This is a genomic window from Ruegeria sediminis (assembly GCF_005938215.1).
GTDB classification, from domain to species: Bacteria; Pseudomonadota; Alphaproteobacteria; order Rhodobacterales; family Rhodobacteraceae; genus Ruegeria; species Ruegeria sediminis.
On the sequence record NZ_VCPD01000001.1, the window covers coordinates 564,301 to 584,297 of the forward strand.

At 65.5% G+C, this 19,997-nt stretch carries 20 protein-coding genes and 1 tRNA gene; 5 read left to right on the forward strand and 16 right to left on the reverse strand.

The genetic code is table 11. The features are described 5' to 3' along the window. Positions 1-39 precede the first annotated feature (39 nt). From FGK63_RS02920 to FGK63_RS20650, 11 genes are all read right to left on the reverse strand, one after another. On the reverse strand, positions 40-309 hold the full coding sequence (locus FGK63_RS02920; protein WP_138840087.1) for a DUF4242 domain-containing protein: 270 nt from the start codon (positions 307-309) through the stop codon (positions 40-42). Then, positions 306-503, reverse strand: a complete 198-nt coding sequence (locus FGK63_RS20915) for a hypothetical protein (protein ID WP_218961099.1) — start codon at positions 501-503, stop codon at positions 306-308. The genes FGK63_RS02920 and FGK63_RS20915 overlap by 4 nt, the downstream gene beginning before the upstream one ends. A 109-nt stretch (positions 504-612) precedes the next feature. Next, positions 613-1,329, reverse strand: coding sequence for a winged helix-turn-helix transcriptional regulator (locus tag FGK63_RS02930; protein WP_138840088.1), 717 nt, complete (start codon positions 1,327-1,329; stop codon positions 613-615). A 514-nt stretch (positions 1,330-1,843) separates the two neighbouring features. Then, complete coding sequence (locus tag FGK63_RS02935) at positions 1,844-2,437, reverse strand: GNAT family N-acetyltransferase (RefSeq protein WP_138840089.1); 594 nt, start codon at positions 2,435-2,437, stop codon at positions 1,844-1,846. After that, the gene (locus FGK63_RS02940; protein WP_138840090.1) at positions 2,430-2,828 is read right to left on the reverse strand and encodes a ketosteroid isomerase-related protein; all 399 of its coding nucleotides are present in this window, start codon (positions 2,826-2,828) and stop codon (positions 2,430-2,432) included. Before FGK63_RS02940 ends, FGK63_RS02935 begins: the two co-directional genes overlap by 8 nt. After that, positions 2,825-3,283, reverse strand: coding sequence for an arsenate-mycothiol transferase ArsC (locus FGK63_RS02945; RefSeq protein WP_138840091.1), 459 nt, complete (start codon positions 3,281-3,283; stop codon positions 2,825-2,827). Before FGK63_RS02945 ends, FGK63_RS02940 begins: the two co-directional genes overlap by 4 nt. A 2-nt stretch (positions 3,284-3,285) precedes the next feature. Next, entirely contained in the window at positions 3,286-3,765 is a 480-nt protein-coding gene (locus FGK63_RS02950; protein WP_138840092.1) for a UPF0262 family protein, read from the reverse strand. Positions 3,766-3,871: 106 nt separating this feature from the next. Further along, positions 3,872-5,173, reverse strand: a complete 1,302-nt coding sequence (gene hisD, locus FGK63_RS02955) for a histidinol dehydrogenase (RefSeq protein ID WP_138840093.1) — start codon at positions 5,171-5,173, stop codon at positions 3,872-3,874. Between the two features lie 180 nt (positions 5,174-5,353). Continuing rightward, positions 5,354-5,827: a DUF2948 family protein gene (locus tag FGK63_RS02960; RefSeq protein ID WP_138840094.1), complete on the reverse strand. Its 474-nt coding sequence runs from the start codon at positions 5,825-5,827 to the stop codon at positions 5,354-5,356. Beyond that, positions 5,827-7,092, reverse strand: coding sequence for a UDP-N-acetylglucosamine 1-carboxyvinyltransferase (gene murA, locus FGK63_RS02965; RefSeq protein WP_138840095.1), 1,266 nt, complete (start codon positions 7,090-7,092; stop codon positions 5,827-5,829). The genes FGK63_RS02960 and murA overlap by 1 nt, the downstream gene beginning before the upstream one ends. A 6-nt stretch (positions 7,093-7,098) precedes the next feature. Beyond that, positions 7,099-7,260, reverse strand: coding sequence for a hypothetical protein (locus FGK63_RS20650; RefSeq protein ID WP_171052553.1), 162 nt, complete (start codon positions 7,258-7,260; stop codon positions 7,099-7,101). 83 nt (positions 7,261-7,343) lie between these two features. Between FGK63_RS20650 and FGK63_RS02970 the strand changes: the two genes are divergently transcribed. From FGK63_RS02970 to FGK63_RS02990, 5 genes are all read left to right on the forward strand, one after another. Next, a tRNA-Thr gene (locus tag FGK63_RS02970) sits at positions 7,344-7,418 on the forward strand. 261 nt (positions 7,419-7,679) lie between these two features. After that, a complete protein-coding gene (locus tag FGK63_RS02975) occupies positions 7,680-8,693 on the forward strand; it encodes a glycosyltransferase family 2 protein (protein ID WP_138840096.1) in 1,014 nt (337 codons plus the stop codon). Beyond that, entirely contained in the window at positions 8,693-9,676 is a 984-nt protein-coding gene (locus FGK63_RS02980; RefSeq protein ID WP_138840097.1) for a lysylphosphatidylglycerol synthase transmembrane domain-containing protein, read from the forward strand. Before FGK63_RS02975 ends, FGK63_RS02980 begins: the two co-directional genes overlap by 1 nt. After that, a complete protein-coding gene (locus FGK63_RS02985; RefSeq protein ID WP_138840098.1) occupies positions 9,673-11,073 on the forward strand; it encodes an NAD(P)/FAD-dependent oxidoreductase in 1,401 nt (466 codons plus the stop codon). Before FGK63_RS02980 ends, FGK63_RS02985 begins: the two co-directional genes overlap by 4 nt. Beyond that, entirely contained in the window at positions 11,066-12,718 is a 1,653-nt protein-coding gene (locus FGK63_RS02990) for a hypothetical protein (RefSeq protein ID WP_138840099.1), read from the forward strand. The genes FGK63_RS02985 and FGK63_RS02990 overlap by 8 nt, the downstream gene beginning before the upstream one ends. A gap of 20 nt (positions 12,719-12,738) precedes the next feature. Here the strand turns inward: FGK63_RS02990 and FGK63_RS02995 are convergent, their stop codons facing one another. From FGK63_RS02995 to FGK63_RS03015, 5 genes are all read right to left on the reverse strand, one after another. After that, entirely contained in the window at positions 12,739-12,984 is a 246-nt protein-coding gene (locus tag FGK63_RS02995) for a MoaD/ThiS family protein (protein ID WP_138840100.1), read from the reverse strand. Then, positions 12,977-15,235 carry a xanthine dehydrogenase family protein molybdopterin-binding subunit gene (locus FGK63_RS03000; RefSeq protein ID WP_138840101.1) on the reverse strand — a complete coding sequence of 753 codons (2,259 nt, stop codon included), beginning with the start codon at positions 15,233-15,235 and terminating at the stop codon, positions 12,977-12,979. Before FGK63_RS03000 ends, FGK63_RS02995 begins: the two co-directional genes overlap by 8 nt. Continuing rightward, positions 15,235-15,714, reverse strand: coding sequence for a (2Fe-2S)-binding protein (locus FGK63_RS03005; RefSeq protein ID WP_138840102.1), 480 nt, complete (start codon positions 15,712-15,714; stop codon positions 15,235-15,237). Before FGK63_RS03005 ends, FGK63_RS03000 begins: the two co-directional genes overlap by 1 nt. Beyond that, positions 15,711-16,577 (reverse strand): FAD binding domain-containing protein, encoded by an 867-nt coding sequence (locus tag FGK63_RS03010; RefSeq protein ID WP_138840103.1) that lies wholly within the window; start codon positions 16,575-16,577, stop codon positions 15,711-15,713. The genes FGK63_RS03005 and FGK63_RS03010 overlap by 4 nt, the downstream gene beginning before the upstream one ends. A gap of 158 nt (positions 16,578-16,735) precedes the next feature. Then, positions 16,736-19,948 carry a reductive dehalogenase gene (locus FGK63_RS03015; protein ID WP_138840104.1) on the reverse strand — a complete coding sequence of 1,071 codons (3,213 nt, stop codon included), beginning with the start codon at positions 19,946-19,948 and terminating at the stop codon, positions 16,736-16,738. Between the last annotated feature and the right edge of the window lie 49 nt (positions 19,949-19,997).

A 19,997-nucleotide genomic window follows, 5' to 3' on the forward strand; every position in this document is an offset into this window, starting at 1 on the left:
CGACATTAGTCGCGGCGGCCATGCTCTGTACAGTGCCGATCAACCCGCGGTGGTCGGGTCGATCACGGTCTTGATTTCGGTGATCCTGGTAGCCGGAAAACCGCTGAGTTCGGCGTGCTTGTGTATCGCGTCCTCGTTCTCGGCCAGATAGATGCAAAATGTCTTGTCGCCGGCGACGTAGGAGTGCTGCCACTGCACGCCCGGGATCTTATCCAGCGCGTCGTTCGATTTGGCCGACGCCCCGCCGAGTTCCTCTTGGGACATGGCCCCGACGCCCGGCAAATCGCGTTCGATGACGTATCTTTTCATGACAATTCCTCCCGGTGAAACGCGACCAGTATCCACTTTCCGGGTGAGTCGATCCAGCGCCGGGAAAAAAGACCGGCAAACGGCGCCTTGCCGAGGTAATTCCGGGCGAGCATCCCGCGGGTCCGGATCCAGAACAGCAGCGGCTTTTGCGTTTGTTCGTCGTCGCCCACGTCCTTCCACGCGAACTGCGCCACCGCCCCCGGCAGGGGCGCGTCGCTGCGCGTGCCGGAAGGCGTCGAGCGGGCGGGATATTGGCAGGGTATGTCTAATTTGAGCCCGAAGCGGACAATCGAAATATGATCGTTACTCCGCCGCCGCCAATTGCAGTGTGCCATCAACAGAGGCCAGGATCGACTTTGGCATCCATAGGTCGATCGTTCGTTCCAACACCTTATCGCCCGAAAAGAACATGCGCCCTTCAGAGACCTCGCGCGAAAAACTGGATCGGCCATAGAGAACAGCGCCAAATGACAACTTGGTCGTCTCAATGTACAGATCTACGTCAAAGGCGGGCACGTCAACGCAGGCTTCTACGATCCTGCTACGAGGTTCATAGACAAGCCAGTAAACCGGGAATGGCCCCTCTTCGTCTGTGAAGTTCATGCGTACCACGACCCGCCGTTGGGGAAGTTCGTCGACGATGACGGCGCCGCGCAAACGCCACATGAGAAGTGAAAGGTCATAGCTGCATACAGCCAATTCCGCCTCGATATGCCGCTGGGCCCACTCGGCGAGAGCATCCAAGATCGGATTTAGTGCTTTGGCTTTGTCGGTGGGCAGGTAGTCGACGGTTCCCTTGGCTTTGTCTTCGACCCTCTCGATCAGACCAATCCGCTCCATCTCGGACAGTCGCTTAGACAGAATGGCTGGAGAGATGTTGCCAAGCACGCGCTTGATATCGCTGAACTTGGTGTAGCCGCCATACACCATTTCGGTAAGAATTGGGATTGTCCAACGAGGCGTCAGAATCTCGCAGGCCTTCGAAACGGGGCAAATTAGTCCATAGGATTTGGTGGGCATAGTCGCAGTCCTCTCTCGCCTTCAGCGTACATCCTGCGTCGAGTTCCGATCCAGTTCAGGAAATGTATCACGGTTCGAATTGTACTGAACTGGCCTGAGGCGGTTCCCGTGCGCCATGCTTTCTCGGAAACGAACCGGAGGACGAAGGCTGATGACCGGCTTCCCAAATTCGCCCGCACTGACCCGTAGATGCCTGTTCCGCGCAAGTAACTTGTGGCGAAGCTTCCAAGCCCGCCGTGCCGAGCGGATCGAACACCGGAAGCTGAATGAAGCACTGCGCGAACTTAACACTGCCCAGTTGCGAGACATTGGGTTCGTCAGGAGCGAGTTTGCAGATAGCTGGAATTCCAAAAGTAATTCGGAACATCCCCGTGATCGCGCGAGAATAATCGAAATGATCTTTTGAGGTTGGCCAAGACCAGCCAGACATTAAAGAAAGAACCTTCGAGCTAAACTTCGCCGCGCACCATGTGCCGAATTTCCGCTCCGTCCCGCCCAGCGGACCAATTCGGACTCACAAGTCCCGGATCCAGAACTGCAGCGGCTTCTGCGTTTCTCCGTCTTCGCCCAGGTCCTTCCACGCGAACTGCGCCACCGCCCCCGACAGGGGCGTGTAGCCGCGTGCGCGCCAGAAGGGGTCGAGCGGTCTGTAGCCTTCGGGGCGCATGGGATGATCGGCCGGGCGTTGAACGCCGCAGAAGGCGACCTTGGCAAAGCCCAGGCCCCGCGCGTGATCCTCGCGCAGATCGAAGAACCGGTGCCCGATCCCCTGCCCGCGATAGCCCGGTTTCAGGACCGATTCCGCGCAATAGAAGATCTGGTTCAGGTCCAGCCCGGTGCCCTCGAAGGCCGCGCCGAAATCGTCGGCATGATCGGCCAGCGGCATCCCGGTCGCGGCGCCGACAAGCCTGTCGCCGTCGAACGCGCCGACGACGATCGCGCCTTCGCTGTCGCGATAGGACTGCAGGTATTCGCGCTCGTAGGCCAGGTCGCCGTCATAGAGATACGGCCAGGCGTGGAACACCTCGATGCGCAGACGCGCCACGTCGTCCAGTGCGGCCTCGAGGGCCGGCCCGGTCAGGGCGCGGACGTCCGTGACACTAGCCATTCGAGACCTGCTTCACCCAGTCCGCGAGGTTGTAGAAGGTGGTGACGCGGGTGATCTTGCCGTCCTCGAGGTTGAAGAACGACCCGGCCGGCAGGCGGTAGGTCTGACCATGCGCCGCGGGAAGCCCTTCGTCGGTGGCAAGATAGGTGCCGTTCACGGTGAACTCGGCCGCGGCGCGGCGGCCGCCCTCGGCCTCGAAGATCACCATGTCGGTGAGATTTTCCTTGTAGCAGCGGTTCATGTGGGCGCAGAACTCGGCGAATTTTTCCTTGCCGGTGCGAATCTTCCCTTCGTTCACGTGATGCGCCACATCGTCGGACAGGCAGGCCAGCATCCCATCGACATCGCCGGCGTTGAAGGCGTCGAAATAGCGTTTGACGGTCTCGTTCATGGTGTCTCCAAAGGCTCTCCCCAGCGGTCCTTGAGGTGCTGGACGATCTGATCTCGGGTTTGTCGATAGTGGTGTAGCTTCTCGGCGCGCGTCTCGCCGAGCCCAGTAGGGTCCATTATTGGCCAATAATCGACATCGAGGTGAAAAAACCGGGTGAGCTCCAGCGCCTTGCGCTGGCTGGCGGGGGACAGGGCGATGATCAGGTCGAAGGAGCTGAGGTCGTCACCCCACTGCTCCATCTCGTCGAAGGAGCGCGACCGGTGGCGCGAGAGTTCGACGCCGATCTCGTGGCAGACCGCGATGCAGAAGCCGTCGATCTCCATGTCGTCGCGAACGCCCGCGGACTGGACGTAGGTGCCCTTGCCGTAGAACTTCTTCATGATGCCTTCGGCCATCGGGGAACGGACCGAATTGTGGTCGCAGCAGAACAGGACCGAGTTCGGAAGCTGCTGCACTCTCAGCCCCCGAAATGCAGCACGCAGATCAGCGTGAACAGGCGGCGGGCGGTGTCGGTGTCGATCTCGGCCTTGCCTTCGAGCCGTTCCTGCAGGACCCGGCTGCCTTCGTTGTGAATGCCGCGCCGCGCCATGTCGATGGTTTCGATCTGGCTGGGCGGCATGGTCTTGACCGCCTTGAAGTAGCTTTCGCAGATCTGGAAATAGTCCTTGACGACCTGGCGGAACGGACCGAGCGACAGGTGGAACTCGGCCGCCTTCTGGTGATCCTCGGTCTCGACATCGAAGACCAGTCGCTTGTCGCGGATCGACAGCTGCACGTGATACGGCCCATCGGGCACCGCCCGGTCATCGCGCGGCGGCAGCTTGAACGAGTTTTCCTCGAGCAGATCGTAGATGGCGACCTTGCGTTCCTGCTCGATCTCCGGCGTCGGCGGCGGCAGGTTGCGGTCGTCCAGCTCTATGTGGGTAATTCGGCTCATGATTTTCGGAACTCTGGGTCGGGACCGGGTCAGACCTACAACAACGGCACTGGATGGGCAATGCGGGCTTCCGCGCACATCTTGCCGCCGGTCCGGCAACCCGACGTCAGCCGTTCAACCGGTCGAGGCGGGCCCGGACCGAAAGCCCGTGCGCCTCGAGGCTTTCCGACTTTGCCAGGCATTCCGCGGCCGGTCCGATGGCGCGCAGCGCCTCGGGGGTCATGCGGCTGAGGGTGGTGCGTTTGAGGAAGTCCATCACCGACAGGCCGGACGAGAACCGGGCCGAGCGGGCGGTCGGCAGGACGTGGTTCGGGCCGCCGACATAGTCGCCGATCGCCTCGGGCGTGTACTGGCCCATGAAGATCGCTCCGGCATGGATGGTCTTCGCGCCAAGCCCCACCGGGTCCGCGACGCACAGTTCGAGGTGTTCGGGCGCGATGCGGTTCGACAAGGCCGCCGCCTCGTCCAGGTCGCGGACGGTGATGACGGCGCCGAAGTCGCGCCAGCTGGCCCCGGCGATCGCGCGCCGCTCGAGCGTTTCGAGCCGCTTGTCCACCGCCTGCGCCACCGCGCGGCCGAAACCGGCGTCGTCGGTGATCAGGATGGATTGCGCGCTTTCATCGTGCTCGGCCTGGCTGAGCAGGTCGAGCGCGATCCAGTCCGGGTCGTTGTCCTTGTCCGCGATCACCAGGATTTCGGACGGCCCCGCGATCATGTCGATGCCGACCTTGCCGAAAACCCGCCGCTTGGCCGCCGCGACGAAGGCGTTGCCGGGGCCGGTGATCTTGTCCACCGGCGCGATGGTCCGGGTGCCGTAGGCCAGCGCGGCGATCGCCTGCGCGCCGCCGATGCGGTAGATCTCGTCCACGCCGGAAATCCGCGCGGCCAGCAGCACCAGCGGGTTGACCTGCCCGTCCGGCGTCGGCACCGCGACGGCCAGCCGTCCGACCCCTGCGACCTTGGCGGGAATGGCGTTCATCAGCACCGAGGACGGGTATGAGGCCAGCCCGCCCGGCACGTAGAGCCCCGCCGCCGACACCGCCGACCAGCGCCAGCCCAGAGTCGCGCCGGTCTCGTCGGTCCATTCCTGGTCCTGCGGCATCTGGCGTTCGTGATAGGCGCGGATGCGGTCCGCGGCCAGTTCCAGCGCCTGCCGTTCCTCGCCGGGCACGCCTTCGATCGCGGCGTCCACCTCGGCGGCGGTGAAGGCCAGTGTTTCGGGCGTCAGCTCCAGCCGGTCGAATTTCGAGGTCAGTTCGATCACCGCGGCGTCGCCGCGGTTGCGCACGTCGTCGATGATCCGGGCGACGGTCGCATCCACGTCCGGGCTGTCCTCGCGCTTGGCCGACAGCAGGGCTGTGAAACGCTCTTCAAAGTCCGGGGCGCTGGCGTCGAGAAACTGGGGCATCGGCGATCTCCTTTGCCGCTGCATAGCGTTGCGGCGAGGCAGCCTCAAGCGGTTAGCCGAAATGCCGGATCGCCGCGTCAGCGCCCGGATCCCCAAGCCGGTCGCGCGCCGGAGGATGATCCGGTCGCCTTCGTTCGGCGGAAACAAAGAAATCAGGCGCAGGCGACGGTCGCTGCGGCCTCAGCCGTGGTCCGGCACATGCCCGGACGGCGCCCGATAGGGCCGGGTGACGTCCTTGAGCCTGCTTTCGAGCGCCTCGACCGACAGCCGGATCGCGCCATCGCCGGCGAGCGTCAGCAAGATCTGCCCCGCCCCGTCCTCCGCCGCCTCGAAATCGACCGACAGCAGCGACAGGATCATGTCCTCGTCCCTGCGGTCCACGCCCTGGCTTGCCACCGCCAAGACATTGTCGAAGACCAGAAGGGACTGCACCCTCTCGAAGGGCCGGCCCCGCCGTTCGGCGGCATCGCGATCCTCCCACCGGAACCGGTTGAGCAGCAGGGCGAAGCGGCGCTCGGACGGGCGCCACGACATCTCGGTCACGGGAAACACCGCATCCTGCGTCAGGGTCGAGATCACCTGCAGGTCCTCGGCATCCTCGGCCCCGAGATTCAACGGGGCCTCGCGCCCGTCTTCAAAGGTTGCGTCCGCCATCAGCCCTTGATCCGTTCGATCTTTGCGCCCACGCCTTCCAGCTTGCGCACCACATGCTCATATCCGCGGTCCAGATGATAGACCCGGCTGACCACGGTTTCACCCTCGGCCGCCAATCCGGCCAGGATCAGCGACACCGAGGCCCGAAGATCCGTGGCCATGACCGGCGCGCCCTTCAGCCGCTCGACCCCGGTCACCGTGGCGACGCCGCCATGCACGTCGATGTGCGCGCCCATGCGCGTCAGTTCGGGGGCGTGCATGAAACGGTTCTCGAAGATCCGTTCCTCGAGCACCGAAGTGCCTTCCGCCGTGCACATCAGCGCCATCATCTGCGCCTGCAGATCCGTGGGGAACCCCGGGAACGGCTCGGTGACCACATCGACCGCGCGCACCCGCCCGTTCTTGCGGGAGACCTTGATGCCCTGCTCGGTCTCTACGACATCGATGCCGGCGGCATCCAGCTTTTCCGAGAAGGCGCCGACCAGGTTCATGCGGCCGCCCAGCAGCTCGACCTCGCCGCCGCAGATGGCGGGGGCCAGCATGTAGGTGCCCAGTTCGATCCGGTCCGTCACCACCTGGTGCGTCGCACCGTGCAGCCTGTCGACGCCCTGGATCTCGATGGTCGATGTCCCCTCGCCCGCGATCTGCGCGCCCATCTTGCGCAGGCATTGCACCAGGTCGACGATCTCGGGCTCGCGCGCGGCGTTCTTCAGAACCGTCGTTCCCTTGGCCAGCGTCGCGGCCATCACCATGTTCTCGGTGGCGCCCACCGAGGCAAAGCGCATCTCGTGCACCGCGCCCTTGAGGCCCCGCGGCGCCGAGGCGTGCAGGTAGCCGTCCTTCAGTTCGATCTTCGCGCCCAGCGCCTCGAGCGCCTCGACATGCAGGTCCATCGGCCGCGCGCCGATGGCGCAGCCGCCGGGCAGCGACACGACCGCCTGCCCCAGTCGCGCCAGCATCGGACCCAGCACCAGGTTCGAGGCGCGCATCTTGCGCACGATCTCGTATTCCGCGGTGTGGCTGGTCAGGTCGTGGCTCGACATGGCCAGAACCTGCCCGTCCTGCAGGGCGGACACCTCGGCCCCCAGTGACTGCAGCAACAGAGTCATCGTCTTGATGTCGCTCAGGCGCGGCGCGTTGGTCAGCGTCAGCGGTTCTTCGCTCAGCAGCGTGGCCGGCATCAGCGTGAGGCAGGCATTCTTGGCGCCCGCGATCGGAATCCGGCCATTGAGCGGCCCGTTGCCTGTTACAAGAATCGAATCCATCTGCTCCTAGCCTTCGTCCTGACCGGCCTTGCCGCCCGCCGTGGCGCGCGCTTTCGCCTTCGCCTGCGCCTTGCGCCGCGCGAGATTGGCCTTGAGCGCCGCCTTCAGACGGTCCTCGCGCGCATCGCCGGGTTTGCCGTGTTTTTTGGATGGGTTTTTGTCTGACATGGTCTTTCTCTACAGGAGGCGAAAAAAACCGTCCAGATGCCCTTGCGCCCCGTTTCGTTTGAGTCTAATCACCCGCACACCGCGCTGCCGTAGCTCAGGGGTAGAGCACTCCCTTGGTAAGGGAGAGGTCGAGAGTTCAAATCTCTCCGGCAGCACCATCCCAACATCTTCCGACAACGAACGCCCCCAGGCGCGGGCTTTGGCCGGGTTGTTTCCGTAGCGTGATTTTTGCAACGGCAGGGCCGGGAATGTGGCCGCAACTCGACGTAGCGGGCCGTGGAACCTACAATTTTCTTTGGCCGGGCAATCGGCTTCGGTTTAGTCTTTTTTGAAATGCCTATTGGCCACGGCGCCACAACGATTGGAGTTTCAGTCAGATTTCGGAACCACACGGCCTATTGCGAAAACGGGAATTGCCCATGCGAACCAATGGCACAGCCGGCGTCGGAGCGAGCGTGTCCATCGTGGTGCCCTGCTTCAACGAGGAAGAGGTGCTGCCGGCGGCCAGCGAGCGGTTGCTGGGGCTGGCCGACCGCGCCAAGGGCTACGAGTTCGAGTTCATCTTCGTGGACGACGGCAGTTCGGACGGCACCCTTGGCTTTCTGCGGCGCCTTGCCGACAAGGACGACCGTGTCCGGGTGCTTACGTTCTCGCGGAATTTCGGGCACCAGATCGCTGTGTCGGCGGGCATCGACGCGGCCACGGGCGACTGTGCCGTGCTGATCGACGCCGATCTGCAGGACCCGCCGGAGGTCGTGCTGCGGATGCTGGAGAAATGGCGGGAGGGTTTCGATGTCGTCTACGGCGTCCGCGAAAGCCGGCCCGGCGAGACCCATTTCAAACGGGGGTCTGCCCGGATCTTCTACCGGCTTCTGAACCGGCTGTCCGACGTCCCGATACCGCTCGACACGGGCGATTTCCGGCTGATGAGCCGCCCGGTGGTCGAGGTGCTGAAGACGATGCCCGAGAAACACCGCTTTGTGCGGGGCATGGTCGCCTGGGCCGGGTTTCGGCAATACGCGCTGCCCTATGAACGCGAGGAGCGTCGGGCCGGCGTCTCGAAATACCCGCTGCGCAAGATGATCCAGTTCGCGTCGGACGGCATCGTTTCGTTTTCGTCCAAACCGCTTCGGCTTGCGACCAACCTGGGGCTCTTGGCCTCGGGGCTGGCGATCGTCGGCATCTTCTACGCCCTGGCGATGCGGATATTCACGTCAATCTGGGTCGAAGGCTGGACGGCGCTGATGATCGCCGTGCTGTTCATCGGCGGCGTGCAACTGATCTCGCTGGGGGTCATCGGCGAATATATCGGCCGCGTCTACGAGGAAACCAAGAAGCGCCCCCTCTACATCGTGCGCGAGCGCATCGGGTTTCCGGACGCCGCGGCGGAACAGGACGCGGCAAAGACGCCCGCTGAATCGGGTGCGGGCTGATGGGCAAAAGAAAAGGGTTTCAGGTCGCGTTCGGCCTGGTGCTGTCCTGCGCCTTCATCTGGCTGATCCTGCGGTCGATTCCGGCCGGCGACCTGCTGTCGGCGCTGGCCACGGTGCGGGCGGACATGGTTGCGGCGGGCGTCGGGTTCTTCATCCTGGGCTACACATGCCGCATCGTCCGCTGGCAGCTGATGCTGAGGATCGACAACCCGGCCCTGCCGTTCCATCGCGCCGGCGTCCCCTTCATGATTTCGATAGCGGCCAACAATGTCCTGCCGCTGCGCGCCGGCGACGTGATGCGCGCCTTCGCCTTTTCCAGGTGGCTTTCGGTGCCGTCTTCCGGCGTGCTGGCGACGCTGGTTTCGGAGCGGCTGCTCGACCTGTTGTCCCTGCTGCTGTTCCTGGCGCTGGCCCTGGCCTATCTGGGACTGTCGGCGGACAGCGCCGCGGCCCTGCTCGGCGTCGGTTCGGCGGGTCTGTTCGCCCTGGCGGTGATGGTCGCGCTGGTCTTTGGGTTTCCGCAGGTCTTTCAGCCGGTGGTCATGTTCTTCGTCCTCCGGATCGCTGCCTTGGCCGGCAACGCGGGCGAGCGCCTGACGCGCGCGATGGAGAACCTGTTCCGGACGTTGCAAAAGGTGACGCGCAGCGGACGGACGCTTGCGCTGATCGCGATGTCCGTTCTCGCCTGGTCGGCGGAGGCGATCGTGTTCTACTGCGCGGCGCTGGCGGTGCCGGCGATCACCGAGCCGCAGGCCGCATGGCTGGCCATGCCGGTGGGCACCCTGTCGACGCTGCTGCCCTCATCTCCCGGCTATCTGGGAACGTTCCACTATTTCGTGATCGAAGCGACCAAGCTGGTGGGCAACGCGCCTGCCGCCGCTGCCGCCTTCGCGGTGCTGGTGCATCTGATCCTGTGGGTTACCGCCACGCTCATCGGTGGCATCTGTTTCGTTTATTGGACTGTTTTTGGGATTAGATCATGAAACTTGAAAATGGCGCCACGTTCGGCCCGGACGAGACCGCCGCACCGCGCAGCCGAAAAACGGCGACCGTGATCGGCGCCGGTTTCGCGGGCTTGTCGGCGGCCTATGAACTGGGCAAGGCGGGATTCCATGTCACCGTCCTGGAGGCCGCGGACAGCGTCGGCGGGCTGGCCTCATCCTTCGAGACCGAGGGAGAGCGGCTGGACAGGTTCTATCACCACTGGTTCACCAACGATCTGGAAGTGTCGGACCTGATCGCCGAGCTTGGCCTTTCGGACAACGTGGTCACCAACCCGACCAATACCGGCCTCTACTACGCGAACACGATCTTCCGCCTGTCCACGCCGATGGACCTGTTGCGGTTCTCCGCGCTGCGTTTCACGGACCGCATTCGCCTGGGCCTGCTGACGCTCAGGGCCCGGCGCGTCGAGAACTGGATGGAGCTGGAACAGCTCACCGCCGCCGAATGGCTGCGCAGGCTGGGCGGCGACAGGGTCTACGAGGTGGTCTGGGAGCCGCTGCTGAAGGGCAAGTTCGGCCCCTATGCCGAGAAGATCTCGGCTGTGTGGTTCTGGAACAAGCTCAAGCTTCGCGGCGGCAGCCGGGGCAACAAGGGCGAAGAGCGGCTGGCCTATCTGGAGGGGAGCTTCGCCAAGCTCGCCGAAGAGATCGCAGGGGCCATCCGCGGCATGGGTGGCGAGGTCAGGCTGAACTGCGGCGTCGATGAGGTCCGCCGCAACGGCAGCCGCTGGACCTGCGCCGGGTCCTGGGGCAGCATCGACAGCGATCTGGTGATCGCCACGCCGGCGCTGCCGCTGGTCGCCGGCATGATCGAAGGATGGGCCGCGCCCGACTACCTGGCGCAGTTGCGGCGCATCGACTACCTGGCCAACATCTGCCTGGTGCTGCAGCTGAACCGGTCGCTTTCGTCCACCTACTGGCTGAACGTCAACGATCCGGGGTTTCCCTTCGTCGGCGTGATCGAGCACACGAATTTCCGGCCGGCGGACAAATACGGCGGGCGGCACGTGGTCTATCTGTCGAAATACCTTCCGCATACAGACGCTCTCTACAACATGACCGATGAAGAGGTGGTCGAGTTTTCGATCCCGCATCTTGAACGCATGTTCCCCGAATTCGACCGGACCTGGGTCGAAGCCTGCAACGTCTGGCGCGCGCGCTGGTCGCAGCCGGTGGTGGAAAGGAACTTTACGGCGCTGATCCCCGCCGAGGACGGCCCGTTGCCCGGGTTCCACATCTGCTCGATGGCCCAGATCTATCCCGAGGACCGCGGCACCAACTACGCCATCCGCGAAGGGCGCAAGATCGGCAGGCGGCTTGCGCGCGCGATGCGCGACGGTCAACAGGCCCGGACGAACGAGGCGCACGATGGCTGACGCGCCGAGGATCCCGGATTTCGGCAGCCGCCTTGCGCTTGGCGGCCGCGCAGCGTCCGCCTGGTTCCTGGCCGTGGTCGTGACCGCGCTGCTCGGGTTCCTGGCGTTCGTCTACGGCCGCCCCGTAAGCCATTCGGCCGTGTTCGTCGAGGACAGCTTCGTGTTCTTCGACGGCATCCACCGCGTCGCGCATGGCAAGACGCCGCATGTGGATTTCTCGACCCCCGTCGGAGCCCTGGCCTATTGGCTGCCCTATCTCGGACATGTCCTTGCCGGAGGCTATGCGGGCGCGATCGAGTTCGCCTCGCTCTTGCTGGCCGCGGTCGTGGTGCCGATCGGGGCGGTGCTGATCTGGCGGCGCGCAGCCCCCGCGATGGCGCTGGCCGTGCTGGCGACGATTGCCGGCATCATCGTCGTTCCCCTGGTGCCGGGATGGGTGCCCGAGGAAGTGTCGCACGCGATGCACTACAACCGATGGTCCTGGGGGGTGATCCTTGCCCTGTTCCTTCTGGGTTTGCCGCCAGCGCCGGATGATCCTCCGGGTTGGTTGCGCGGATCGCTGGCCGCCCTGCTTCTGTCGGCGCTGTTCCTGACCAAGATCACCTATTTCGCCGTCGGATCGGTCTATCTGATCCTGCTGCTGGCCTATCCGGACACCCGCCGCCGCGACGCCGTGGTGGCATTTGCCGGGACCGCCCTGATGCTGGGCATCTGCGTCGTTGCGACCGGCGGCATGGTCTTTTCCTACCTCGCCGATCTCGCCCAGGCGCTCGAAGTCGACGAGGCGGTGCGCGGGTCCTACCTGAGCGTCGCGATGATCAGTCGCAACAGCCTGATCCTGCTGGTCCTCGCTGCCTACGCGGCGGTGCTGAAGGGAAATCTCAGGTGGCAGGATCTTCTGGTCGCGGGCTATGTCGGGGCCTCGGGGCTGGCGATCATCGACCAGAATTTCCAGTACACCTTCATCGTGTCGCTGCCGGCCGCCTTCGCCCTGCTTGCCGCGCCGCAGGGCACGGCAAGCGACGCCATCCGCATCGGCAATTCGGTCATCATCGCCGCGTGTTTCGCGATGCTGCTGCCCTACGCGGCCGATTGGGCCCGCGTGACCCTACGGCACATGCAACCGGCGCCTGCCGGGTCGTTCACGACGCTCGATCTGCCGGGATTCAGGGGGATCCACGTTTACGACCGCAACAAGCAGGAACCCTCGGAAACGTCGACGCGGTCAGGCCCGGTCGACGCGAAGGCGTATCTGCGCGGCGAAACGAAGATCACCTGGCTGAACCAGCGAGACAACCTGCCTGCGTTCGAAGACGGCGTCCGGCTTTTGCAGTCGGCGGGGGTGAAGGACGCCACGATCTTCACGCTGGACTATTCCAACGTCATGCCGGTCCTCGTGGACGCCCCGCGCGAGCCCTATGGCTATTCCTGGTATCATTTCGGCCGCAACGTCAGCGAGGAGACATTGCCGGACGGGCCGGAGATGTTCGAAGGCGTGGACTACGTGATGGCGCCGCTGAAGTCCTATTCCCTTGTCGCGGACTACTTCCGGGACATCTACGGGGACTACCTTGCCGGCACCCTGACCGAGGTCGCGCAATCCGACAGCTGGATCCTGTTCCGTCACGCCCCGGAACGGGATTAGAGAACCCGGGCGCGAAGTCCCTACCCGCCCCGGAGACGCTGCATCAGGTAGACCTCGCTGCCCTCGGGGATCGGTTCGGTCAGGCCGCTGGCGATGACGCGCCCGTCTATGGCCACGGACACACCCGCGTCGATCGGCCCCTCGAGCTGCGGATAGGCCCGGACCAGTGCGCGCAGCAACTCGCCGGTGTTGGAGGCCTCGACCTCCACCACCTCGCGGCCCCCGGTCAAGGACCGGAGGCCGGACCAGAGATGGACCTCAACCATTGCCTTTCAGGGCCGCCAGAACGCGCGGCGGCGACATCGGCAGCTGGCGCATCCGCAGGCCCGCCGCGTTCGACACCGCGTTGGCGATGGCCGCCAGCGGCGGCACGATGCCGGTCTCTCCGACGCCGCGCACGCCGAACGGGTGGCCCGGATTGGGCACTTCGACGATCACCGTGTCGATCATCGGCAGGTCGCTGGCGACAGGAATGCGGTAGTCGAGGAAGATCGAGTTCTGCAGCCGCCCGTCCTCGCCATAGATGTATTCCTCGTTCAGCGCCCAGCCAATGCCCTGCGCCGCGCCGCCCTGGTACTGGCCTTCGACATAGGCCGGGTGGATCGCCTTGCCCGCGTCCTGAATGACGGTGTAGCGGGTGATCGTGGTCCTGCCGGTCTCGCGGTCGACCTCGGCATCGACGATATGGGTGCCGAAGGATACGCCCGCCCCTTCGGGCGTCGCCTCGAAATGGCCCGAGATCGGCCCGCCGGTGCGCCCCATGCTGGCGGTGATCTCGGCCAGCGGCATCGGGTCGAAATCGCCGGCGTTGGGGCCCGAAGGCACGGCGCAGCCGTTTTCCCATTTCACCGCATCGACCGGGATGCCCCATTTCGCCGCCGCGCGCTCGCACAGTTTCTCGACCGCGTTGCGCGCCGCCTTGATCGTCGCCAGGCCGGACGCGTAGGTCACGCGCGAGCCGTGCGACACGTCGTTGTAGCCCAGCGTTGCGGTGTCGGCGACGGTGACGCGGATGTTCTCGTAGGGGATGCCCAGAACCTCGGCCGCCATCAGCGCCATCGACGCACGCGAGCCGCCGATGTCGGGCGTGCCCACCATGACCTGCGCCGAGCCGTCCTCGGACAGCGCCAGCGACACGCTGGTTTCGCCGCCGTGGTTGAACCAGAACCCGCAGGAGATGCCGCGGCCCTGCCCCGGCTTCAGCGGCGCCGAGTAATGCGGATGCGCCTTGGCGGCCTCCAGCGTCTCGACCAGGCCGATGCGTTCGTAGCGCGGGCCGTAGCTGGCCTTGGTGCCCTCGTGCGCGGCGTTCTTGAGGCGCACGTCGATCGGGTCGAGGCCCAGCTTGTTGCACAGCTCGTCGATCACCGATTCCACCGCAAAGGCCCCCATCGGAGCGCCCGGCGCGCGATAGGCCGCCTGTTTCGGGCGGTTGGTCATCACGTCATAGCCGACCTGCCGCACGTTGGTCAGGTGGTAGGGCGCAAAGGCGCACATGGCGGTCATGTCGCCCGGCGCGCCGGGGAAAGCGCCGCCCTGCAGGCGGAAGACCCCTTGGGCGGCGGTGATGGTGCCGTCCTTCTTCATGCCGATCCTGACATCCATCGAGGCCGAGGCGGTCGGTCCGGTGGCGCGGAACACCTCGGACCGGCTCATCACCAGCTTCACCGGTCGGTTGGCCTTGCGCGACAGCGCCAGCGCCACCGGTTCGATGAACACGGTGGTCTTGCCGCCGAAGCCGCCGCCGATTTCCGATGCGGTCACGCGCAGCTGCGAGGTCTCGATGCCCAAAAGCGCCGCACAGGTCTTTTGCACGATCCAGTGCCCCTGCGTGCAGCACCACAGCTCGCCCTTGCCGTCATTGCCCAGCGTGGCGAGGCAGGCGTGGGGTTCGATATAGCCCTGATGGGTGGCCTCGGTCACGAAATGGTCCTCGATCACCAGGTCCGCCTCGGCGAATCCGGCCTCGACATCGCCATGTCCGCTTTCGTGATAGCGCACCACGTTCGGATGCATCCCCTCGGGCACCGAATAGTCGGCGGCGCCTTCGCGGATCACCGGCGCGTCCGGCTGCATCGCCTTGTCCACGTCGGTGACATGCGGCAGCACCTCGTATTCCACCTCGATCAGCTTGAGCGCATCGCGCGCCGCCAGCGCCGAGGTCGCGGCCACCGCCGCCACCGCATGACCGTCATAAAGCGCCTTCTCGCCCGCCATGACGTTTTCCAGAACGTTCCAGAATTCGCCCTTGAGGCCCGGCTTGAACGCCACCTTGTCCGAGAAATCGGCGCGGGTGACCACCGCCTTGACGTCCTTGAGCGCCTCGGCCCTGGAGGTGTCGATCCTGACGATCCGCGCATGGGCGTGCGGCGAGCGCAGGATCGCGCCGTGCAGCATTCCGGGCGCATGGGCATCGGCGCCGAACTTGGCCCGGCCCGTCACCTTGTCCAGACCGTCGGGACGGTCGGGCCGGGTGCCTACGAACTTGAACTCGGATTTACGGTCATCGAGCGCCATCACGAAGCCTCCCGCATTTCCGCCGCCGTATCCATCACGGCGCGGATGATCTTGTCATATCCGGTGCAGCGGCACAGGTTGCCGGCCAGCCAGTACCGGGTTTCCTCCTCGGTCGGGTCGGGGTTCTTTTCCAGCAGCGCCTTGGCCGCGACCAGAACCCCGGGCGTGCAGATGCCGCATTGCAGGGCGGCATGTTCGATGAACTTCTTCTGCAGCGGGTGCAGGACGTCGCCGTCCGCCATGCCTTCGACGGTTTCGATCTTCTTGCCCTCGGCCTCGACCCCCAGCATCAGGCAGGAACAGACGAGGCGGCCATCGACCGTGACCGAACAGGCGCCGCAGTCGCCGGTGCCGCAGCCTTCCTTGGCGCCGGTCAGGTTCAGCCTGTCGCGCAGGCAGTCAAGCAGGGTCTCGCGCGGGTCGCAGAGGTAATCGACCGCGTCACCGTTGACGGTGGTGGATACGTGGATCTTGCTCATGCTTTTTCTCCCTTCGCGCGGGCATAGGCGATCCTGGCCGCGCGTTTGGCCAGGACGCCCGCGACCTCGGTCCGGAACTCGATGGTGCCGCGCTTGTCGTTGATCGGATTGCAGGCCGCCGAGGCCGCCGCGGCCAGGGCGTCCAGCGCCGCCTCGTCGAGCGTGGTGCCGAGGATCGCCTTGGCGCAGTCCTCGACCAAGAGAACGGTCGGCGCCACGGCCCCCAGCGACACGCGCGCCTCGGTGATCGTCTCACCGTCCAGCCGCAGGTTCACCCCGCAGCCCACGACGGCGATGTCCATTTCGGTGCGGGGGATGAAGCGCAGGTAGGCGTCGCCTCCATTGGCGCCGCGCGCCGGCACGTTGACCGCCGAGACCACCTCGCCCTTGGCCAGCGAGGTGCGGCCCGGCGCGGTCGGGATCTGTTCGACCGGCACCTCGCGGACGCCGTCCGGGCCGGTCACGCTGATCGTCACCTCGGCGGCGACCATCGCCGGCACGGCGTCCGCCGCGGGCGAGGCGTTGCACAGGTTGCCGGTCAGCGTCGCGCGGCCCTGAACCTGGGTCGAGCCGATCAGGTCCATCGCCTCGACCAGGCCGGGCCATTCGCGGCCCAGCTCGGGGTGTTCGCTCATTTCGGCGCCGGTCACTGCGACGCCGATGGTCCAGCTTCCGTCAGCGTTCCGGGTGATGTCGCGCACGCCGCCGATCTTCTTGATGTCGATCAGCGTATCGGGCGTCACGATGTCCGAGCGCAGCTGCACCAGAACATCGGTTCCGCCGGCAAGAAAGCGGGTCGTGCCGGTCGCCTTGGCGGCCAGCGCCGAAGCCTCGGCGAAACTGGCGGGGCTGTGGTAGTCCATGATCTTACCTCGCACCTGTGGATCAGGAGTTCATCTGAGTTTTGGGGGACGTTAGTGCAGCAAATCCGCCGCGTCCATGACATGAACGACGGTTTTTTTCGCAACGGAATGTCGTTTCCGGACCATGCGGGGGGTCCGGCCGCGACCGCGCCGGGGCGCTAGAGGTCGATCTCGATCACGCCGTTCTCGGTGGCGGCGCGGCTCTGGCAGAGGATGATCGCGCGCTCGCGCTGTTTCTTCGACAGAACGAAATCGCGATGTTCGACTTCACCCGAGATCAGGCCGCATTTGCAGACCCCGCAGATGCCGTCAGAGCATTTGACGTCCACGTGAATCCCCGCCTCGTTCAGCACCTGGGCGGCATCCTTGTCCTCTGGCACCGCAAGCGCGCGGCCGGACCGGGCCAGTTTCAGGGTGAAGGGGCGATTCAAGTAGTCCGGCTGTTCGGGAACCGAGAAATACTCCAGATGCCGCGCCTCTTCGGGAAAGCCCTGCCGCTCGGCCGCCTGAATGACGCCGTCCATGTAGCGGTCCGGCCCGCAGGTGTAGACGTGCCAGCCATCCCGGTATCCCGCCAAGACGGCATCCAGATCGGCGCGCGTCCCTTCGTCGGAGAAATGGTAATGCACCCGATCCGCCCAAGGCGCATCGGCGAGGTCATCCAGGTATCCCGCCGCCGCCCGCGTGCTGGCCGAGTAATGCAGCTCGAACTCGGCGCCCAGGCTGTGCAGGCGGTGCGCGAAGGCGATCATCGGCGTGATGCCGATGCCGCCGCCCATCAGGAAGGTTTTCGCTGCCGTCTCGTCCAGTTCGAAATGGTTGATGGGCTTCGAGATGAAGACCTTGCGCCCCTCGCTGAAGATCCGGTGCAGCAGGGCCGAACCTCCGCGCCCGGCATCCTCGCGCAGGACGCCGATCTGGTATTTCGACCGGTCGGACGGGTCGCCGGACATCGAATACTGGCGCAGGAATTCCGGCGCCACCAGGACGTCGAGATGCGCGCCCGCCGTCCATTCCGGCAGCGGCACGCCGTTCGGCGCTTTGAACTCGTACTTGCTCACGTCCGCGGTCATCTTCTCGACCCGGGCCAGTTCGACCCGCATCACCGGCGCGTCGCCCGCGATCCGGTAGCGATGCACGACCGAAATGTCGCCGGCAGCCAGCCGGGCCTTGTACTCATCGGCCGTCACCAACGCCTGATAGGCGGCGATCCCGGCCTCGCGGTCCATCGCGAAAGGATAGGGCCAGGGGTGCGGCGCCAGGGGGGCGGGATAGACAGCCAGCGTCTGATCCTCGTATTTCAGGTCCAGATCCCGTTGCAGGCCGCGCCGGTTCAGCGGGTGCTGGGACGGACGATAGGCGCCGTCCGGCTGCAACTCGATATCCCACCACCATTTCTTGACGTCGTTGAGGCCACCGTTGCCCACGGCATCGTCAAGCCTCGCCAGCGCCGGCGCGGCGGCGGGAATGTTCATCGCGGCCCAGCGGAAGGGGCGTTCGGCGAACAGCCCTTCGAGGTTCCACGGGCAGGTCTTCATGCAGCGCCCGCACATCGCGCCGCCCGGGGTGGTGATCCGGTAGGTGGCGCATTTCTGGCTGTCGGATTTCCAGATCTCGTAGCCGTTGAACATCAGCTTCGGTCCGGCGGTGATCGCCCCCGACGGGCATTCCCGCGCGCATTTGTTGCAAGCCTCGCAGAATTTCTGCAGGCCGAAGTCGATGGGCCGGTCATGGCTCATCGGCATGTCGGTCGTCACCACGCCGGATTTCAGGCGCGGGCCGAGATAGGGGTTCAGGATGACCTCGCCGATGCGGCTGACCTCGCCCAGACCGGAAAGCAGCAGCAGCGGCGGCTGCAGCACCTCGCCATCCATCACCGTATGCGCCTTGGCCTTGTAGCCGAGGTTGCGGATCTGCTGCGCGATCACGCCGCCCAGCAGCGAAAACCGCAGATAGGCGCGCATCGACTGGGCGACGCTGATCCAGTCGTCGCCCGACGCGCCTTCCATCGTCTCGTAACCCTGGTCGATGATCATGCTGACCGCCTGGTCGTGGGGCGGCACGATCCTTTCACCGGTGGCGTCGTGCGAATACCACGTCCAGTCCGGGCAGCGGCTGAGGCCGACCGCATCGACGCCCAGGAAATAGCTTGCCGCCTTGACGTTCGCCGCGTTGCGTTCGGCGTCTGTGGGTTTCGGGACGGCTGCGCTGTCGCCGTCCTGCAGCAGCACGAACGCCCCCAGCGCCCGCCGCTGGGCAAAGCTGGGCGCGGCCTTGCGGGCGTAATGGCCGCCCCTGGCCCCGTCCTGCACCGCCTTGCCCATGTCGCCGAACTGGGCGCGGGCGAACATGTCGGCGCGTTTCGGCACGCGCGCCACGTTGGCCTCGTCGATGTAGGTGGTCGGGTTCTCGACCCGCTTGAGCTTTTCGAACGGATGCGTCCCGTCCCTGTAGCGGCGTCTGGCATAGGGGTCGCAGTTCAGCGCGTTCCTGGCAAATCCCTTGCCCAGCCACCAGGCCGGGCCTTGCGTGCGGAACCAGGGCTGCTGCGACATGGGCGCCAGCGGCCGGTCATGGGCGATCTCCATCGTGGTCGTCACCGCCGCAAGGCCGAACCGCTCGCCCAGCCAGGGCGCGACCAGCCTGCCGCCCTCGTCCGAGACCAACCCGGCCGCCACCGCCAGCCTGCCCAGATCGACATCCGACGAGGTTGCGGTATGCGCCCGCGCATCGAAACCCAAAAGGCGGATGTAGTTGGCGATCACCACCGCGTTTTCGGTCGCCAGCAGGCAGGCGCGGTGATCCTGCGCATCGAGGATCCAGTCGGAGCCCGGCTCGTCCGGGTCCGGGTCGCGGTTGTGCTGGTAGAGGAACACGATCGCGTGCCTGTGGCCGTCGATCGAGGCGGGCTCGGCCTCCATGCTGTCCTTGAGGTCGGCCATGATCAGGTCGATGCCCGAGGCCAGCGTCTTGGTCTGGCGGGTCTTCAGCGCATGGGCCAGCCGGTCGATGTCAGGGTTGCGGCGCGGTACGGCCAGCAGGGCTTCGGGCGGCAGCGGGCCGCAGCCCATCATCGAGGCATCGTTGAAATAGCCGAAGGCTTTCAGATGGTTGGCGCGTTCCACCGGATCGCCGGGAATTTCCGCCCTGGCCGGGTTGACGAACCCGTCGCGGATCGCGTCCATCATCGCCTGGAACTCGCCCATCGCGTTGACGATGCTGTCCGGCCGCTCGGGGCGATGAAAGCCGAGTTCCGCCATGGGCGGCACACCCGACAGGTCCGGCACGGCACCCCGCCGCTCAAGCCGCTCCAGCGGGTAATGTCCCATGTTGACGGGCCGGTTCCTGTCCGAGAAAAAGCGGATACCCATCGCGTGCTCCTGTTGCCGCCATTCACCTAGCCGGAAATGGACAGCAAAA

Bases quoted from the DNA above. Each gene is read 5' to 3' on its own strand.
- FGK63_RS02920 (WP_138840087.1), bottom strand. From the start codon at position 309: ATGAAAAGATACGTCATCGAACGCGATTTGCCGGGCGTCGGGGCCATG.
- FGK63_RS02930 (WP_138840088.1), bottom strand. From the start codon at position 1,329: ATGCCCACCAAATCCTATGGACTAATTTGCCCCGTTTCGAAGGCCTGC.
- FGK63_RS02935 (WP_138840089.1), bottom strand. From the start codon at position 2,437: ATGGCTAGTGTCACGGACGTCCGCGCCCTGACCGGGCCGGCCCTCGAG.
- FGK63_RS02940 (WP_138840090.1), bottom strand. From the start codon at position 2,828: ATGAACGAGACCGTCAAACGCTATTTCGACGCCTTCAACGCCGGCGAT.
- FGK63_RS02950 (WP_138840092.1), bottom strand. From the start codon at position 3,765: ATGAGCCGAATTACCCACATAGAGCTGGACGACCGCAACCTGCCGCCG.
- hisD (WP_138840093.1), bottom strand. From the start codon at position 5,173: ATGCCCCAGTTTCTCGACGCCAGCGCCCCGGACTTTGAAGAGCGTTTC.
- FGK63_RS02960 (WP_138840094.1), bottom strand. From the start codon at position 5,827: ATGGCGGACGCAACCTTTGAAGACGGGCGCGAGGCCCCGTTGAATCTC.
- murA (WP_138840095.1), bottom strand. From the start codon at position 7,092: ATGGATTCGATTCTTGTAACAGGCAACGGGCCGCTCAATGGCCGGATT.
- FGK63_RS20650 (WP_171052553.1), bottom strand. From the start codon at position 7,260: ATGTCAGACAAAAACCCATCCAAAAAACACGGCAAACCCGGCGATGCG.
- FGK63_RS02975 (WP_138840096.1), top strand. From the start codon at position 7,680: ATGCGAACCAATGGCACAGCCGGCGTCGGAGCGAGCGTGTCCATCGTG.
- FGK63_RS02980 (WP_138840097.1), top strand. From the start codon at position 8,693: ATGGGCAAAAGAAAAGGGTTTCAGGTCGCGTTCGGCCTGGTGCTGTCC.
- FGK63_RS02985 (WP_138840098.1), top strand. From the start codon at position 9,673: ATGAAACTTGAAAATGGCGCCACGTTCGGCCCGGACGAGACCGCCGCA.
- FGK63_RS02990 (WP_138840099.1), top strand. From the start codon at position 11,066: ATGGCTGACGCGCCGAGGATCCCGGATTTCGGCAGCCGCCTTGCGCTT.
- FGK63_RS02995 (WP_138840100.1), bottom strand. From the start codon at position 12,984: ATGGTTGAGGTCCATCTCTGGTCCGGCCTCCGGTCCTTGACCGGGGGC.
- FGK63_RS03000 (WP_138840101.1), bottom strand. From the start codon at position 15,235: ATGGCGCTCGATGACCGTAAATCCGAGTTCAAGTTCGTAGGCACCCGG.
- FGK63_RS03005 (WP_138840102.1), bottom strand. From the start codon at position 15,714: ATGAGCAAGATCCACGTATCCACCACCGTCAACGGTGACGCGGTCGAT.
- FGK63_RS03010 (WP_138840103.1), bottom strand. From the start codon at position 16,577: ATGGACTACCACAGCCCCGCCAGTTTCGCCGAGGCTTCGGCGCTGGCC.
- FGK63_RS03015 (WP_138840104.1), bottom strand. From the start codon at position 19,948: ATGGGTATCCGCTTTTTCTCGGACAGGAACCGGCCCGTCAACATGGGA.